The 16,317-nt window shown below is 72.9% G+C and carries 11 protein-coding genes; 6 read left to right on the top strand and 5 right to left on the bottom strand.

The features are described from left to right. Positions 1-183: 183 nt before the first annotated feature. Both OG982_RS06425 and OG982_RS06420 read right to left on the bottom strand, forming a co-directional pair. Positions 184-663 carry a PaaI family thioesterase gene (locus OG982_RS06425; RefSeq protein WP_266788979.1) on the bottom strand — a complete coding sequence of 160 codons (480 nt, stop codon included), beginning with the start codon at positions 661-663 and terminating at the stop codon, positions 184-186. 55 nt (positions 664-718) lie between these two features. Further along, positions 719-2,989 (bottom strand): FdhF/YdeP family oxidoreductase, encoded by a 2,271-nt coding sequence (locus OG982_RS06420; RefSeq protein WP_266788981.1) that lies wholly within the window; start codon positions 2,987-2,989, stop codon positions 719-721. A gap of 136 nt (positions 2,990-3,125) precedes the next feature. Here OG982_RS06420 and polA point away from each other — a divergent pair, with 136 nt between their 5' ends. Then, positions 3,126-5,846 carry a DNA polymerase I gene (gene polA / locus OG982_RS06415; RefSeq protein WP_266948091.1) on the top strand — a complete coding sequence of 907 codons (2,721 nt, stop codon included), beginning with the start codon at positions 3,126-3,128 and terminating at the stop codon, positions 5,844-5,846. Between the two features lie 38 nt (positions 5,847-5,884). Here the strand turns inward: polA and OG982_RS06410 are convergent, their stop codons facing one another. Next, positions 5,885-6,751 (bottom strand): DUF4184 family protein, encoded by an 867-nt coding sequence (locus tag OG982_RS06410; RefSeq protein ID WP_266788985.1) that lies wholly within the window; start codon positions 6,749-6,751, stop codon positions 5,885-5,887. A gap of 302 nt (positions 6,752-7,053) precedes the next feature. Here OG982_RS06410 and OG982_RS06405 point away from each other — a divergent pair, with 302 nt between their 5' ends. From OG982_RS06405 to OG982_RS06395, 3 genes are all read left to right on the top strand, one after another. Continuing rightward, positions 7,054-8,241: a lytic transglycosylase domain-containing protein gene (locus OG982_RS06405; protein ID WP_266788986.1), complete on the top strand. Its 1,188-nt coding sequence runs from the start codon at positions 7,054-7,056 to the stop codon at positions 8,239-8,241. A 230-nt stretch (positions 8,242-8,471) separates the two neighbouring features. Further along, on the top strand, positions 8,472-8,612 hold the full coding sequence (locus tag OG982_RS06400; RefSeq protein WP_266788988.1) for an SPW_0924 family protein: 141 nt from the start codon (positions 8,472-8,474) through the stop codon (positions 8,610-8,612). A 13-nt stretch (positions 8,613-8,625) separates the two neighbouring features. Further along, positions 8,626-9,651 (top strand): DUF3068 domain-containing protein, encoded by a 1,026-nt coding sequence (locus tag OG982_RS06395; protein ID WP_266788990.1) that lies wholly within the window; start codon positions 8,626-8,628, stop codon positions 9,649-9,651. On the opposite strand, the gene OG982_RS06390 is transcribed toward OG982_RS06395, so the two are convergent. Then, positions 9,641-12,397, bottom strand: a complete 2,757-nt coding sequence (locus tag OG982_RS06390; RefSeq protein WP_266788992.1) for an ATP-dependent RNA helicase — start codon at positions 12,395-12,397, stop codon at positions 9,641-9,643. The two genes, OG982_RS06395 and OG982_RS06390, sit on opposite strands and share 11 nt — an antisense overlap. A 7-nt stretch (positions 12,398-12,404) precedes the next feature. Next, a complete protein-coding gene (locus OG982_RS06385; protein WP_266788994.1) occupies positions 12,405-13,253 on the bottom strand; it encodes a class I SAM-dependent methyltransferase in 849 nt (282 codons plus the stop codon). Positions 13,254-13,622: 369 nt separating this feature from the next. Here OG982_RS06385 and rpsA point away from each other — a divergent pair, with 369 nt between their 5' ends. Beyond that, positions 13,623-15,131 carry a 30S ribosomal protein S1 gene (gene rpsA / locus OG982_RS06380; RefSeq protein WP_266788996.1) on the top strand — a complete coding sequence of 503 codons (1,509 nt, stop codon included), beginning with the start codon at positions 13,623-13,625 and terminating at the stop codon, positions 15,129-15,131. A 233-nt stretch (positions 15,132-15,364) separates the two neighbouring features. Further along, positions 15,365-16,303: a PAC2 family protein gene (locus OG982_RS06375; protein ID WP_266788997.1), complete on the top strand. Its 939-nt coding sequence runs from the start codon at positions 15,365-15,367 to the stop codon at positions 16,301-16,303. The last annotated feature ends 14 nt before the right edge of the window (positions 16,304-16,317 follow it).

Here is a 16,317-nt window from a genome sequence, read left to right as displayed (position 1 = left end):
CGGGCGGCGGGGTCCCCATGAGGGGACGGTAGGCCGTCACCATCGGTGACACAACAGCCTCCGCCGGAATCTGCCCGGACTGGCGGATTCCGGGCGGTTCCCGGGTTCGGGAACGGCGCGGGCCCGGAGCCGCGCGGGGGCGGATCCGGGCCTGCGGGCCTTGCGGGGTGCGGGGGCGGCGGCTCAGGCGCCGGAGGGCGCGCCGGCGCCGTCGGCGTCGCGCAGCAGGCAGGTCAGGCGGGCGGTGCAGATGCGGCGGTCCTGCTCGTCGCTGATGACGACCTCGTAGCTGGCGGTGGAGCGGCCCAGGTGGAGCGGGGTGGCGACGCCGGTGACCAGGCCGGAGCGGGCGCCCCGGTGGTGGGTGCAGTTCAGGTCGACGCCGACGGCGATCTTGTTGATGCCGCCGTGCAGCATCGCGCCGACGGAGCCGAGGGTCTCGGCGAGGACCGCGGAGGCGCCGCCGTGCAGCAGTCCGTAGGGCTGGGTGTTGCCCTCGACGGGCATGGTGGCGACCAGGCGCTGGGGCGAGGCCTCCAGGATGCGGATGTCCATGCGCTCGCCGAGGTGGCCGGCGGAGAAGAGCTTGGGCAGGTCGATGCCCAGGGCCGCGTACTCGTCGAGGATCTCCTGCGGGAACTTCACAGTGTGCTGCTCGCCCATGGGGCCGGCTCCGTTCGTCAACGTTCGTTAACCATCTTGTCCTGGGGTCGTTCTATCAGGCCGGTTCGAAGCGCACGACGACGGACTTGCTCGCGGGGGTGTTGCTGGTGTCCGCGGTCGAGTCGAGGGGGACCAGCACGTTGGTCTCCGGGTAGTAGGCGGCCGCGCAGCCGCGCGCGGTGGGGTAGTGCACGACGCGGAAGCCGGGCGCGCGGCGCTCGACGCCGTCGCGCCATTCGCTGACGAGGTCGGTGTACGAGCCGTCGGCGAGGCCGAGCTCGGCGGCGTCCTCGGGGTTGACCATGACGACACGGCGGCCGCCGGTGATGCCGCGGTAGCGGTCGTCGAGGCCGTAGATGGTGGTGTTGTACTGGTCGTGGCTGCGCAGGGTCTGCAGGAGCAGCCGGCCTTCCGGGACGCGCGGGTACTCGACGGGCGCGCCGGTGAAGTTGGCCTTGCCGGTCTTGGTGGGGAAGCGGCGCTCGTCGCGCGGGGCGTGCGGGAGGCGGAAGCCCTCAGGGCGGGCGGCGCGGGCGTTGAAGTCCTCGAAGCCGGGGACGACGCGGGAGATCCGGTCGCGGATGGTGGCGTAGTCGCGCTCGAACTCCTCCCACGGAGTGGTGGAGGCGGCGCCGAGGACGGCGCGGGCCATGCGGGCGACGATCGCGGGCTCGGAGAGCAGGTGCGGGGAGGCGGGGGCGAGGTTGCCGCGGGAGGCGTGGACCATGCCCATGGAGTCCTCGACGGTGACGAACTGCTTGCCGCAGGCCTGGACGTCCTTGTCGGTGCGGCCGAGGGTGGGCAGGATCAGGGCGCGCCGGCCGGTGACCGCGTGGGAGCGGTTGAGCTTGGTGGAGACGTGGACGGTCAGGCGGGCGCGGCGGATCGCGGCCTCGGTGACGTGGGTGTCGGGGGTGGCGCCGACGAAGTTGCCGCCCATGGCGAACAGGACCTTGGCCTTGCCGTCGCGCAGGGCCTCGATGGAGCGGACGACGTCGTAGCCGTGGCCGCGCGGCGAGGTGATGCCGAATTCCTTGTCGAGGGCGTCGAGGAAGGCGGGCGCGGGGCGTTCGAAGATCCCCATGGTGCGGTCGCCCTGGACGTTGGAGTGGCCGCGGACGGGGCAGACGCCGGCGCCGGGGCGGCCGATGTCGCCGCGCAGCAGGAGGAGGTTGACGACCTCGCGGATGGTGGCGACGGAGTGCTTGTGCTGGGTGAGGCCCATGGCCCAGCAGACGATGGTGCGCTTGGAGGCCAGGATCATGGCCAGCGCGCGCTCGATGTCGGGGCGGGTGAGGCCGGTGGCGGTGAGGGTCTCGTCCCAGTCGGTGTCCTTGGCGGCGGCGACGAGGTCCTCGTACCCGTGGGTGTGCTCGCGGATGAAGGCCTCGTCGGTGGCGCCCTCGGTCGCGATGACGAGCTTGTTGAGGAGGCGGAAGAGGGCCTGGTCGCCGCCGATGCGGATCTGGAGGAAGAGGTCGTTGAGGGCGGTGCCCTTGAGCATGCCGAGGGGGGTCTGGGGGTTCTTGAACCGTTCCAGGCCGGCCTCGGGCAGCGGATTCACCGAGATGATCTTCGCACCGGCGGTCTTGGCCTTCTCCAGGGCGGAGAGCATGCGCGGGTGGTTGGTGCCCGGGTTCTGTCCGGCGACGATGATCAGGTCGGCCTGGTGGAGGTCTTCGAGGGAGACGCTGCCCTTGCCGATGCCGATGGTCTCGGTCAGCGCGGAGCCCGAGGACTCGTGGCACATGTTGGAGCAGTCCGGCAGGTTGTTGGTGCCGAACTCGCGGGCGAAGAGCTGGAAGAGGAACGCGGCCTCGTTGCTGGTGCGGCCCGAGGTGTAGAAGAGGGCCTCGTCGGGGGAGTCGAGGGCGGTCAGCTCCTCGGCGATGATCTCGAAGGCCCGCTCCCAGGGGACGGCCTCGTACCGCTCGGAGCCCTCGGCGAGGTACATGGGCCGGGTGATGCGGCCCTGCTGGCCGAGCCAGTAGCCGGAGCGGCCGGCGAGGTCGGCCAGGGGGTGCTCGGCGAAGAACTCCGGGGTGACGCGGCGCAGCGTGGCCTCCTCGGCGACGGCCTTGGCGCCGTTCTCGCAGAACTCGGCGGTGTGCCGCTTGTCTCCTTCGGGCCAGGCGCAGCCCGGGCAGTCGAAGCCGTCCTTCTGGTTGACCTTGAGCAGGGTGCGCGCGGTGCGGGAGACGCCCATCTGCTGCTGCGCGATCCGCAGGGTGTGCCCGATCGCGGGCAGGCCGGCGGCGGCCTGCTTGGGGGGCGCGACCTGCGGCGCGTCCTGTACGGGATCACCTGCGGGCGGCTTGGTGGCCATGTCGCTCCCCTTCGAGCAGTCGAGCATCGCAGCGGCGGCCGCCGCGCGTCTTCGCGTACGCGTCCGACGATCCTGTCACGCCCTGCGGAGATCTCCGACGCCGGAATTGTCGGTGGGGCCGCCTAGGATCGGGGGCGTGGCAGAGAAAGCATCGAAGAAGACCGACCAGACGACCGCAGCGGACCGCCCCCGCCTGATGCTCATGGACGGGCACTCCCTGGCGTACCGGGCGTTCTTCGCGCTGCCCGCGGAGAACTTCACGACCGCGGGCGGCCAGCCGACGAACGCCATCTACGGCTTCGCGTCGATGCTGGCGAACACGCTGCGCGACGAGGCGCCCACGCACTTCGCGGTGGCGTTCGACGTGTCCCGCAAGACGTGGCGTTCGACGGAGTTCCCCGAGTACAAGGCGAACCGTTCGAAGACCCCTGACGAGTTCAAGGGGCAGGTCGAGCTGATCGGCGAGCTCCTCGACGCGATGAGCGTGCCGCGGTTCGCGGTCGACGGCTTCGAGGCCGACGACGTGATCGCGACGCTGGCCACGCAGGCGGAGGCGCTCGGTTTCGACGTGCTGATCGTCACGGGTGACCGGGACTCCTTCCAGCTCGTCTCCGAGCACACCACCGTGCTGTACCCGACCAAGGGCGTCTCCGAGCTGACCCGGTTCACGCCGCAGAAGGTCGAGGAGAAGTACGGGCTCACCCCGCAGCAGTACCCGGACTTCGCGGCGCTGCGCGGCGACCCGTCGGACAACCTGCCGGGCATCCCGGGCGTCGGCGAGAAGACGGCGGCCAAGTGGATCACCCAGTTCGGGTCGTTCGCGGAGCTGGTGGAGCGCGCCGAGGAGGTCAAGGGCAAGGCCGGGCAGAACTTCCGCGACCACCTGGAGGCCGTGAAGCTGAACCGGGTCCTGACCGAGATGGTCAAGGACGTGGAGCTGGACAAGACGCCAGCCGATCTGCTGCGCGCCCCCTACGACCGCTCGGCCGTCACCGGTGTGCTGGATGTGCTGGAGATCCGCAACGCCTCGCTGCGGGAGCGGCTGCTGGCCGTGGACCCGGGCGCGGCCGAGGAGGAGGCGCCCGCTCCGGTGGCGGGTGTGGAGCTGGACGGGTCGGTGCTGGGCGCGGGCGAGCTCGCGCCGTGGCTCCAGGCCCACGCGGGTGCGCCGCTCGGCATCTCCACCGTGGACAGCTGGGCGCTGGGCCAGGGCAACGTCAGCGAGATCGCGCTGGCCTCGGCCGGCGGGGCCGCCGCCTGGTTCGAGCCGTCGGGGCTGGACGAGGCCGACGAGCGGGCTTTCGCGGCCTGGGCGGCGGACGCGTCGAAGCCGAAGGTGGTGCACAACGCCAAGGGCCTGATGCGGGTCTTCCCGGAGCACGGCTGGACGCTGGCCGGTGTCGCCATGGACACGGCGCTCGCCGCGTACCTGGTCAAGCCGGGCCGCCGCTCCTTCGCGCTGGACGTGCTGTCCATGGAGTACCTGCACCGTGAGCTGCAGCCCGCCGCGCAGGACGGCCAGCTGGCGTTCGGCGCCGATGACACGGCCGAGGCGGAGGCGCTGATGGCGCAGGCCCGCGCGGTCCTGGACCTGGGCGAGGCCTTCAACGGCCGGCTCGCCGAGGTCGGCGCGGCCGAGCTGCTCCACGACATGGAGCTGCCCACCTCCGAGCTGCTCGCGCGGATGGAGCGGGCCGGCATCGCCGCCGACCGCGACCATCTGGAGGCCATGGAGCAGCAGTTCGCCGGAGCCGTGCAGCAGGCGGTGAAGGAGGCGCACGCGGCGGTCGGGCACGAGTTCAACCTCGGCTCGCCCAAGCAGCTCCAGGAGGTGTTCTTCGGCGAGCTGGACCTGCCGAAGACGAAGAAGACGAAGACCGGTTACACCACGGACGCGGACGCGCTGGCCTGGCTGGCCACGCAGACCGACCACGAACTGCCGGTGATCATGCTGCGGCACCGGGAGCAGGCCAAGCTGCGCGTCACCGTCGAGGGCCTGGTCAAGACGATCGGCGCCGACGGCCGGGTGCACACCAGCTTCAGCCAGATCGTCGCCGCGACCGGCCGGCTGTCGTCCACCGACCCCAACCTGCAGAACGTGCCGGTGCGCACCGACGAGGGCCGGGCGATCCGCCGCGGCTTCGTCGTCGGCGAGGGCTTCGAGTCCCTGATGACCGCCGACTACAGCCAGATCGAGCTGCGCGTCATGGCCCACCTCTCCGAGGACGAGGGCCTGATCGAGGCGTTCCTGTCCGGCGAGGACCTGCACACCACCGTCGCCTCCCAGGTGTTCGGTGTGGAGCGCTCCGAGGTCGACGCCGAGATGCGCCGCAAGATCAAGGCCATGTCGTACGGCCTGGCGTACGGGCTGTCCGCGTTCGGTCTCTCCCAGCAGCTGAACATCGACCCGGGCGAGGCGCGCGGTCTGATGGAGACGTTCTTCGAGCGCTTCGGCGGCGTGCGGGACTACCTCCAGCGCGTCGTGGAGGAGGCCCGAGCCACCGGCTACACCGAGACCGTGCTCGGCCGCCGCCGCTACCTGCCCGACCTCAACAGCGACAACCGGCTGCGCCGCGAGGCCGCCGAGCGGATGGCGCTGAACGCCCCGATCCAGGGCACCGCCGCCGACATCGTGAAGGTCGCGATGCTGCGCGTGGACAAGGCGATCACCGAGGCCGGGCTGACGTCGCGGATGCTGCTCCAGGTCCACGACGAAATCGTGCTGGAGATCGCCCCGGGCGAGCGGAAGAAGGTGGAGGAGCTGGTGCGCCGCGAGATGGGCGCCGCCGTCGAGCTCCGTGCCCCGCTGGACGTGTCCGTGGGCGTCGGGCCCGACTGGGAGTCCGCCGCGCACTGATCCCCGTACCGCTTCGGCAGTGGCAGCGCCCGTCCCCGCTATGCGGTGGGGACGGGCGTTCGCGTGTCGTCGGCCTCGCGGTCGCTCCCGTGATCGCCGTGGCGGCGGCGGTGGCGGAGGCGGACGAGGGTCCCGTAGAGCAGCAGGCCCACGGCGAGACCGGCGCCCGCGCCGAAGCAGACCGTCGGGACGATGTCGAGCGGGGTGCGGATGCGGTCGAAGAACGTGAAGAAGCGGATCACGCGCATCGTCACGCCCGCCCCCACGCACACCAGCAGCAGGGCGATCGCGGCAAGGGTTTCCGTACGGCCGAGCACCGGCACGGACGCGGCCGCCGACGAGCGCGGCAGCCGGCGCAGCGCCGTCCCCGCGAACCAGGCCAGGGCGCAGGCGGCCAGCGCCGAACTGCCGTACTGGAGGAACGTGTAGAGGGGCAGGCCGAAGGCGAGCGGCCGGCCGAGGTCGGGCAGGGCGTTGGTGCCCCACCGGTCCAGGTGCGTGAAGCTGTCCCATATGACGTGCGTCAGCGAGCCGATGACCGCCGAGAGGTAGAACCAGAGCGCCAGCGAGGGCAGTCGGCGGGTGCGCCAGTCCTCGCCGCGCACGAGGGTGTGCACCCTGCCCCGCCAGGCGGGCGGCAGCAGCGCGACCAGCGGCTCGCGCAGCAGCAGCCAGCACGCCACGAGGGCGGCGGTGAGCGCGGCGTCCGCCGTCACCACGCCGGTGAGGGAGTGCGTGAATTCGCCGTACCCCATGACGCCCTCGACGACGGCGTCCAGGAAGTAGAACGTGTCCGGCGCGAAGGAGCCGAGGACGAGCGCCGAGGCGACCAGCGGCCCGCGCGCGCGGCCGGTCCGGCGGATCGCCGGCAGCACGGCGGCCGCATGGCTGAGGGTGAACGGCATGGCGCCTCTCCTGGCTGTCCGGGGCCTTCTTCAGGCGTTCCCTACTTCGGCCCATTGCGTCTCGAACGGGTCCGGACAGTATGCGTGACCTGCGCGAGACGTGGGGAAGTCGTGAAATCCGCGGACGAATGCGTGCTGTGCACAGGGAGTTGACGTAGGGTCACGCGGACGTCGAGAGGGAGGGGGTCCGGCCCATGCCGGCTCGGATATCGGCTCGCGGTGCGGCTCGTGTTTCGGCTCGTGGTTCGGCTCGTCTTTCGGCTCGGTACGTACGCAGGCTGCGCAGGGGCGGGTCCGCCGCCGTGATCTCCGCGCTGGTGGTGGCCGCGGTGACCGCCTCGCAGGGCCCGGCCGCCGGCCGCGCGGACCTCGTCGCGGCGGCCCAGGCACAGGCCGCGCCGCCCGAAGGAGCCGGTGGGGCGGGCGGGGACGGCAGCTACCTCGCGGAACTCCCGCCGGTGAGCCCCGCCCCGTCGACGACGCAGTCGACGCAGCCGTCGGTGGCGCCGACTCGGCCGGTCCCGGCGGTGGAGCGGGAACGGCCGGCCGACGAGGTGGTGGTCACGGGCGCCGGGGAGGGCGCGCAGGGGATACCGGCCACCGTGCTGGCCGCGTACCGGGGCGCGGAGAAGGCGGTCGGGGGGAGCGACCCCGGATGCGGGCTGCGCTGGCAGCTGCTCGCCGCGATCGGCAAGGTCGAGTCCGGGCAGGCGCGCGGCGGCCGGGTGGACGCCGCCGGAACCACCCTGCGGCCGATCCTGGGACCCGTACTCGACGGCAACGGCTTCGCGAACATCCGGGACACGGACGGCGGGGCGTACGACGGGGACCCGGTGTACGACCGGGCGGTCGGGCCGATGCAGTTCATCCCGTCCACGTGGGCGGCGTGGGGCCAGGACGCGGACGGCGACGGCCGGCGCAACCCGAACAACGTCCACGACGCGGCCCTCGCGGCCGGGCGCTACCTGTGCGCGGGGAGCCGGGACCTGCGGGTGGGCGCCGACCTGGACCGGGCTGTGCTGTCGTACAACCGGTCCGGGGAGTACCTGAGGACGGTGCGGTCCTGGTTCACGTACTACCTCAAGGGCGCGTACGAGGTCCCGAACAGCCCGGGCGGCTCCGCCCCGGAGGCGCCGAAGCCGGCGCCGAAGCCGTCCCCGAGCTCCAAGCCGTCCCCGAGCCCGACGCCGACGCCGGTGCCCACACCCACCCCGAAGCCGACCTCGACTCCGGACCCGAAGCCGACCCCGACGCCGGACCCGAAGCCCACCCCGAAGCCCACCCCGAAGCCCACGCCGACGCCGGATCCGAAGCCGACTCCGACCCCGACCCCGACGCCCACCCCCACGCCGACTCCGAGTCCCACGGCGACGGCGACGCCCTCGCCGACGGCGAGCGCGCGGCCGACTCCCACGTCCGCCCCGAGCCCCACGGCCACCCGCAAGCCGTCCGCGTCCCCCACGCCCACCGGCGCGACCAAGGCCCCGTAGCGGGGGGAGCCCATCGAGCAGCCCAACGGCCCGCCGAAGAACCGGCGGGCCGTCGTGGTCCCGGGGCCCGCGGGTGCCGGTCCCGGCGCCCCGAGCCCCGCGCCCGTGGTCCGCACCGCAGGTCAGCGCCGGTTCCCCGTGATCGGGGGCGCAGACGGTTCTCATCTCCGCCCCGCGTTGCTACGGTGCGGCTCCGCCCTGACGCCCAATCAGATTCCGGAGGCCCCGGCATGCGCGCATTCATCGCCGCCGCCATCGGGCTTGCCGCCGCGCTGGCCCTCGTGTTCGCCGTCGCGGCGCTCGGGGCGCCCGAAGGCAAGACCTCGCCCAAGCCCCTGCTCACCACCGCGCCCAGCGCGCCCGGACAGTAGAGGAGGCCCGGCCTTGAGACGCACCGCCAGCCTCGTCCTGCTCGCCTTCGCCGTGTTCCTCGCCGCCCTCGCGCCGCTGCTGCGCTGGTACGCGTACCCCAGGCTCGCCAAGATCCCGCCGAGCCAGTACCAGGAGATGGTCCTGGAGGCGAAGGACGCGACCCTCCTCGACTACACCGCCGGCATGCAGCCCAAGAAGGTGGACAAGGTCACGATCGTCCAGACCCTCAAGGGCAACGTGGAGGCGTCGAAGGAGATAGAGGCGAGCGCCGGAAAGGACGTCGTCGTCTGGGACACGCTCTCCCACATCATCGGGCCGGACGGGAAGATGGTCTCCCAGATCCCCGAGCGCTACATCTTCGACGCCCACACCCAGGACCCGGTGCACGCCACGGGCGAGATGGTCGACGGCGACCCGGTCAAGCGCGAGGGCATCGAGTTCAAGTGGCCGTTCTTCACCGAGCCGCGCGACTACCTCTACTTCGACGCGCAGACCCGCACCTCCTCGCCGATCCACTACGTCGGCCCGCGCACGTACAAGGGGATGGAGGTCTACTACTACGAGCAGACCGTGCCCTGGACGAAGGTCTCGCTGCCGAAGAAGATGCCGATCGAGGGCATCGACCCGGCGACCTTCGAGCAGAGCACCGGCACCAGCCTCTGGTACCAGGTCAAGGCCATGTTCTGGGTCGACCCGGTGACCGGCGCGCCCGTCAACGCCGAGCAGGTCATCGAGCAGGAGATGCGCGGCGGCATCGCGGCCGGCGCGCCCGACGGCAAGCTCACCGTCTTCGCCGGGCACGTGAAGATGCGGGCGGACTACGCCGAGTACACCCTCGACCTGGTCAGGTCGAACCGTACGAAGGTGCTCGCGCTGCACACGTACGCGCCGATCGGCCTCGCGGCCGGCGGGCTCGCGCTGTTCGGGCTGGCGCTGTGGCTGGAGGCGCGGGGCCGCCGGGGCGAGGCGGGTGCCGGCGCCGGTGCCGGTTCCGGGCCGGGTTCCGGATCCGGTTCCGGGGAGGGGCTCACCGCCTGAGGCGGGCGTTGGTGTGCCGGGTGGGCTCGGCGGTCGCCGGGTCCTCGGGCCACGGGTGCTTGGGGTAGCGGCCGCGCAGCTCGGCGCGGACGGCGCGGTAGCCGCCCTGCCAGAAGGAGGCCAGGTCGGCGGTGACGGCGGCGGGTCGCCCGGCCGGGGACAGCAGGTGCACCAGGACCGGCACCCCGGCCACCTTCGGGGTCTCGGCCAGCCCGAACAGCTCCTGGAGCTTCACGGCCAGTACGGGCTGCCCGTGCTCGGCCGAGTAGTCCACCCGGATCCGGGAACCGCTGGGCACCTCGATCCGTTCGGGGGCCAGCTCGTCGAGCCGGGCGGCCTCGCCGGTGGCCCAGGGCAGCAGCCGGTTCAGGGCCTGCCCGGCGTCGATCCGGGCGAGGTCCGCGCGGCGGCGGGCCCGGGACAGCTCGGGCTCCAGCCAGTCGTCGGCCCGCGCCAGCAGCGCCCCGTCGTCCGCTACGTCGGGCCACGCGCCGCCGAGCGTCCGGTGCAGGAAGCCGAGCCGGGCCCGGAGCGCCCCCGCGTCGGCGGTCCACCGCAGCAGGCCGAGGCCGTCACGGCGGAGGCCGTCCAGGAGGGCGGAGCGGACGAGGTCCGGGTCGGGGTTCCTCAGCGGGCGTACGGAGAGCTCGATCGCCCCGAGCCGCTGCGCCGCGCGGGCGACGAGGTCGCCGTCCTCCCAGCGGACCTCTTCGGCCGCGCTGAGCAGGTGCGCGGCGGCTTCGCGGGCGGTGTCCTCGTCGACGACGGCGCCGAGGCGGACCCGGGCGGACGCGGCGTGCGGGCCCCGGTCCGCGACGGCGACGGCCAGCCAGGGCGCGCTGCGCAGCCGCGACCCGTCGCCGAGCTCGGCCGCGGTCCCGGAGGCCATCAGGAACGCCCCTTCCCCCTTGGCCTTCGCCACCCGCTCGGGAAACGCCAGCGCGGCCACCAATCCGGCGGCGGCGTCATCGCCGGGCGCTGCGCCCCCGGACGCCCGCCCGTCGGTCGCCTGTACGGCCGCGTCGGAGAGGGCACGGGGCGAGGCCGGTCCCTGTGCGCCGTCGAGTGTGTCGCCGGTGTCGCCGGCGGGCCGGCCGGTGCGCGGCGCCGGTTCGGCCCCGCCGGCGTTCGAGGCGCGCGGGTGTGGGGGAGCGGCCCCCACCGGAGGCGCGGCCCCCACCGGAGGCGCGGCCCCCACCGGGGGCGCGGCCCCGGGTTCGGAGGAGGGCCCCGCAGGGCCGGCGGAGGCGGCCCGGCGCAGGCGAGCGGCTTCCGTGCGCCAGCGGGCGGCATACGCGTCGCCGCCCGCCCGCGCCCGCCGCCACGCGGCGGCCAGGTCGTCGCCGTACTCCCGCGGCGGCTCCTCGCTCAGCAGGGCCACCAGCTCCGCCGCCCGCCGGGGGCCCACGGCCGCGGCTCCGTCCAGCAGCGCCCGGGCCAGGCGCGGATGCAGGCCGAGGCGGGCCATGGCCACACCCCGCGGGGTGACCCGGCCGTCAGGCGCGACCGCGCCCACCGCGACCAGCACCTCCCGCGCCGCGGCCATCGCCCCGGCGGGCGGCGGATCCAGCAGCGCCAGCCCGGCCGCGTCCGGGTCGCCCCAGCACGCCGCCTGGAGCGCGAACTGCGCCAGGTCCGCGATCCGGATCTCGGGGGACGGGAACGCCGGCAGGCGGCCGTCCTCCGCTTCCGACCAGCAGCGGTACACCGCCCCCGGCGCCTCGCGCCCCGCCCGCCCGGCCCGCTGGCGCCCGGCCGCGCGCGATGCCCGTACGGTCGCCAGCGCGCCCAGACCCCGCGCGTGGTCCACCCGGGGTTCCCGGGCCAGCCCCGAGTCCACCACCACCCGTACCCCCGGCACGGTCAGGCTCGACTCCGCGACCGCGGTGGACAGGATCACCCTGCGGTGCCCGGCCACGGACAGCGCCGCTTCCTGGACGGCCGCCGGGGCCCGGCCGTGGATCTGGAGCACCTCCGCGTCGACCGCGCCCAGCTGCCCCGCGACGCGGGCGAGCTCGCCCACGCCGGGCAGGAAGCACAGGACATCGCCGCGGCGTTCCGCCAGCGCCCGCCGCACCACCGAGGCCACGTGCGTCAGCTGCGCCGGATCCACCCGCATCCCGTGCGGCGGCCGCACCGGCCGGGCCGGCGGCGCCCACACCGTCTCCACCGGGTACGAGACCCCGGCGGCCTCCACCACCGGCGCCCCGCCGAGCACCCGGGCCCAGCCGGCCGCGTCGGTCGTCGCCGACGCCGCCACCAGCCGCAGCTCAGGGCGCAGGGTTTCCCGTACGTCCAGGAGGAACGCGGCGACCGCATCGGCGTCGAGGTGCCGCTCGTGGCACTCGTCCAGGACCACCAGGTCGACGCCGGACAGCTCCTGGTCGCGCTGCAACCGCTGGAGCAGCACCCCGGTGGTCACCACCTCGACCACCGTCCCCGGCCCCGCCACCCGCTCCCCGCGCACCGTGAAGCCCACCGAACCGCCGACGGCCTCGCCCAGCAGCCAGGCCATCCGCCGCGCCGCCGCCCGGGCGGCGATCCGCCGGGGCTCGGCGACCACGACCCGGCGGATGGGCCCGCCGCCCACCAGCCCGGCCAGCACCAGCGGCACCAGCGTGGTCTTGCCGGTGCCGGGCGGCGCGCACAGCACCGCCGTGCCGTGGGAGTCCAGCGCCGAGACCAGCGCGGGCACGGCCTCCCGTACGGGAAGGGCGTCGAGGTCGGCCTGGCGGATCGCGGTCACGGTGGGGTCAGTCCCTCTCGCAGACGAAGATCGCGGTACCGGGGATCAGGTTGCCGCGCAGCGGGGACCAGCCGCCCCACTCCTGGGTGTTCCAGGCGGGCCACTCCGGCTCGACCAGGTCCACCAGGCGGAACCCGCCCGCCACCACGTCGCGCACCCGGTCGCCCAGGGTGCGGTGGTGCTCCACGTACACGGCGCGGCCCTGCTCGTCCTGCTCCACGTACGGGGTCCGGTCGAAGTAGGACGCGGCGACGGACAGCCCCTCGGGGCCGGGCTCGTCGGGGAAGGCCCAGCGGACGGGGTGGGTCACGGAGAAGACCCAGCGGCCGCCGGGGCGCAGGACGCGGCGCACCTCGCGCATCACGTTGACGGGGTCCGCGACGAAGGGGACGGCCCCGTACGCGGAGCAGGCCAGGTCGAAGGAGCCGTCGCGGAACGGCAGCCTCCCGGCGTCGGCCTCGACCAGCGGGACGTCGTCGCCGATGCGCAGGGCGTGCTGGAGCTGGCGGTGCGAGAGGTCCAGGGCCACCGGGCGGGCGCCCTGGGCGGCCAGCCAGCGCGAGCACTGCGCGGCGCCGGCGCCGATCTCCAGGACGTCCTTGCCCTTGAGGGAGGCCGCCGGGCCGAGCAGCGCGGCCTCCGCCTCGTCCAGGCCCTCGGGCCCCCAGACGAAGCGGTCGTCGCCGAGGAACGCCCCGTGCTCGCTCTGGTACTCGTCGGCGTTGCGGTCCCACCAGCCGCGGCTCGCCCGGCTGCTCTCCGCGTCGTCCGCGTCACGCCGCGTGGCCTCGGAGTCGTCGCCGGAGGCATCGTCGGCTTCGTACGCTTCTTCGGGGGCGTAGTCCTCTTGGTTCATGGGGCCCGTCGTCGTAGTCTGCGGAAGCAGGGTCGGAAAGAGGTCGGAAAGTGTTCGGGAAGGGCCATCGGCGCCCGCCCGCCCACGAATTGTGCCGGTTATGCGGTGATCCGCCCGGGGTGTGCGCCTTCGCGCATTGACCCTGTCCGGCTGCCCCCGTATGCTACAAGTTGCGCTGCGAGCCTGTGCTCCTCAGACCTAGCAGGCTGCGCTTGCATCTGTTGATGTCCCCTCGGTTCTCGAGGCCCGTGCCGCTTCATGCGGAGTATGGGCTTCCTTGGCTGTCCGGCTTCTTCGGCAGATGCCGATAAGGGCTCCCGGCGTAGCAGTACCTACGACTTTCTGTCCGTAACCGGAGCCCTTTCCCACATGACGAGCAGCACCGAGACCACCTCTACCACCCCGCAGGTAGCGGTCAACGACATCGGTAACGAGGAAGCCTTCCTCGCCGCGATCGACGAGACGATCAAGTACTTCAACGACGGCGACATCGTCGACGGCGTCATCGTGAAGGTCGACCGGGACGAGGTCCTGCTCGACATCGGTTACAAGACCGAAGGCGTGATCCCGAGCCGTGAGCTCTCGATCAAGCACGACGTCGACCCGAACGAGGTCGTCAAGGTCGGCGACGAGATCGAGGCCCTGGTTCTCCAGAAGGAGGACAAGGAAGGCCGCCTGATCCTGTCCAAGAAGCGCGCTCAGTACGAGCGTGCCTGGGGCACGATCGAGAAGATCAAGGAAGAAGACGGCATCGTCACCGGTACCGTCATCGAGGTCGTCAAGGGTGGTCTCATCCTCGACATCGGCCTCCGCGGCTTCCTGCCGGCCTCCCTCGTCGAGATGCGCCGCGTCCGCGACCTCCAGCCCTACGTGGGCAAGGAGCTCGAGGCGAAGATCATCGAGCTGGACAAGAACCGCAACAACGTGGTCCTGTCCCGCCGCGCCTGGCTCGAGCAGACCCAGTCCGAGGTTCGCCAGACGTTCCTCACCACCCTGCAGAAGGGTCAGGTCCGCTCCGGCGTCGTTTCCTCGATCGTCAACTTCGGTGCCTTCGTGGACCTGGGTGGCGTCGACGGTCTCGTCCACGTCTCCGAGCTGTCCTGGAAGCACATCGACCACCCGTCCGAGGTTGTCGAGGTCGGCCAGGAAGTCACCGTCGAGGTCCTCGACGTCGACATGGACCGCGAGCGTGTCTCCCTGTCGCTGAAGGCGACGCAGGAAGACCCGTGGCAGCAGTTCGCCCGGACCCACCAGATCGGTCAGGTCGTCCCGGGTAAGGTCACCAAGCTGGTTCCGTTCGGTGCGTTCGTCCGCGTGGACGAGGGCATCGAGGGCCTGGTCCACATCTCCGAGCTGGCCGAGCGCCACGTGGAGATCCCGGAGCAGGTCGTCCAGGTCAACGACGAGATCTTCGTCAAGGTCATCGACATCGACCTTGAGCGTCGCCGGATCTCGCTGTCGCTGAAGCAGGCCAACGAGTCCTTCGGTGCCGACCCGGCGTCGGTCGAGTTCGACCCGACCCTGTACGGCATGGCCGCGTCTTACGACGACCAGGGCAACTACATCTACCCCGAGGGCTTCGACCCCGAGACCAACGACTGGCTCGAGGGCTTCGACGCCCAGCGCGAGACGTGGGAGCGCCAGTACGCCGAGGCGCAGCAGCGCTTCGAGCAGCACCAGGCGCAGGTCATCAAGAGCCGCGAGGCCGACGAGGCCGCCGCTGCCGAGGGCGCTGCCGCCCCGGCCGCCGGTGGCAACGCCGGTGCGGGCATCTCGGGTGGTTCGTACTCCTCGGAGTCGGACGAGACCTCGGGCGCCCTGGCCTCCGACGAGGCCCTGGCCGCGCTCCGCGAGAAGCTGGCCGGCGGCCAGAGCTGATCGCAGCGCGCACCACGCTCCGCGCCCCGGCGCGGGTGTGAGCAGCTGAGCTGAGAGACAAGGCCCGTCCCCTCCGGGGGGCGGGCCTTGTCGCGTTCGCGGAGCCGCGCCGGGCGGGAACGCGTCCCCGCCCGGCGTCTTTCGTTGCGTTCCCGTGAAAGGGCCCAACTGGGGAATGGTCGCGCCGCCTTGGACGTTCTTCGCAGAGAACGCGGCGAGGAGGAGTGGTGACGGTGCTTGATCCACAAGGTTTGTACGAATGGGACGCCAAGGGCCTGGCGGTGGCGGACCTGGCGCTCGCCCAGGACTCGGCCGGGCTGGTCATGCTCTACCACTTCGAGGGCTACATCGACGCGGGTGAGGCGGGCGAGCAGATCGTCGAGCGCGTCCTCGACACCCTGCCCCACCAGCTGGTGGCCAGCTTCGACGCGGACCGCCTGGTGGACTACCGGGCCCGGCGCCCGCTGCTGACGTTCCAGCGCGACCACTGGTCCGAGTTCGAGGAGCCCCGCCTGGAGGTGCGCCTCGTACAGGACGCCACGGGCGCGCCGTTCCTGCTGCTCTCCGGCCCGGAGCCGGATGTGGAGTGGGAGCGCTTCGCCGTCGCCGTCCGGCAGATCGTCGAGCGCCTCGGCGTCCGGCTCTCGGTCAACTTCCACGGCATCCCGATGGGCGTCCCGCACACGCGGCCCGTCGGCATCACCCCGCACGGCAACCGGACCGACCTGATGCCGGGCCACCGCAGCCCGTTCGACGAGGCGCAGGTGCCGGGCAGCGCGGAGTCGCTGGTCGAGTTCCGCCTCGGGCAGGCCGGGCACGACGTCCTGGGTGTCGCCGCGCACGTCCCGCACTACGTGGCCCGCTCCCCGTACCCGGACGCGGCGCTGACGGCGCTGGAGGCGATCACCGCGGCGACGGGGCTGGTCCTGCCGGCCGTGGCGCACGCCCTGCGGACCGAGGCGCACCGCACGCAGACGGAGATCGACCGCCAGATCCGGGAGGGCGACGAGGAACTCGTCAGCCTGGTCCAGGGGCTGGAGCACCAGTACGACGCGGCGGCCGGCGCGGAGACGCGGGGGAACATGCTCGCCGAGCCCACCGAGATCCCGTCAGCGGACGAGATCGGGCGCGAGTTCGAGCGGTTCCTGGCGGAGCGCGAGGGCGAGGGCTGAGCGCTCCCGGTCCG

This window comes from Streptomyces sp. NBC_01551 (genome assembly GCF_026339935.1).
Lineage (GTDB): Bacteria > Actinomycetota > Actinomycetes > Streptomycetales > Streptomycetaceae > Streptomyces.
The sequence above is the reverse complement of the archived record's forward strand: the minus strand, read 5'-3'. Positions and strand labels throughout refer to the sequence as shown.

Excerpts from the sequence above, each read along its gene's own strand:
- OG982_RS06425 (WP_266788979.1), bottom strand. The coding sequence starts at position 663 with ATGGGCGAGCAGCACACTGTGAAGTTCCCGCAGGAGATCCTCGACGAG.
- OG982_RS06420 (WP_266788981.1), bottom strand. The coding sequence starts at position 2,989 with ATGGCCACCAAGCCGCCCGCAGGTGATCCCGTACAGGACGCGCCGCAG.
- OG982_RS06410 (WP_266788985.1), bottom strand. The coding sequence starts at position 6,751 with ATGCCGTTCACCCTCAGCCATGCGGCCGCCGTGCTGCCGGCGATCCGC.
- OG982_RS06400 (WP_266788988.1), top strand. The coding sequence starts at position 8,472 with ATGCGCGCATTCATCGCCGCCGCCATCGGGCTTGCCGCCGCGCTGGCC.
- OG982_RS06385 (WP_266788994.1), bottom strand. The coding sequence starts at position 13,253 with ATGAACCAAGAGGACTACGCCCCCGAAGAAGCGTACGAAGCCGACGAT.
- rpsA (WP_266788996.1), top strand. The coding sequence starts at position 13,623 with ATGACGAGCAGCACCGAGACCACCTCTACCACCCCGCAGGTAGCGGTC.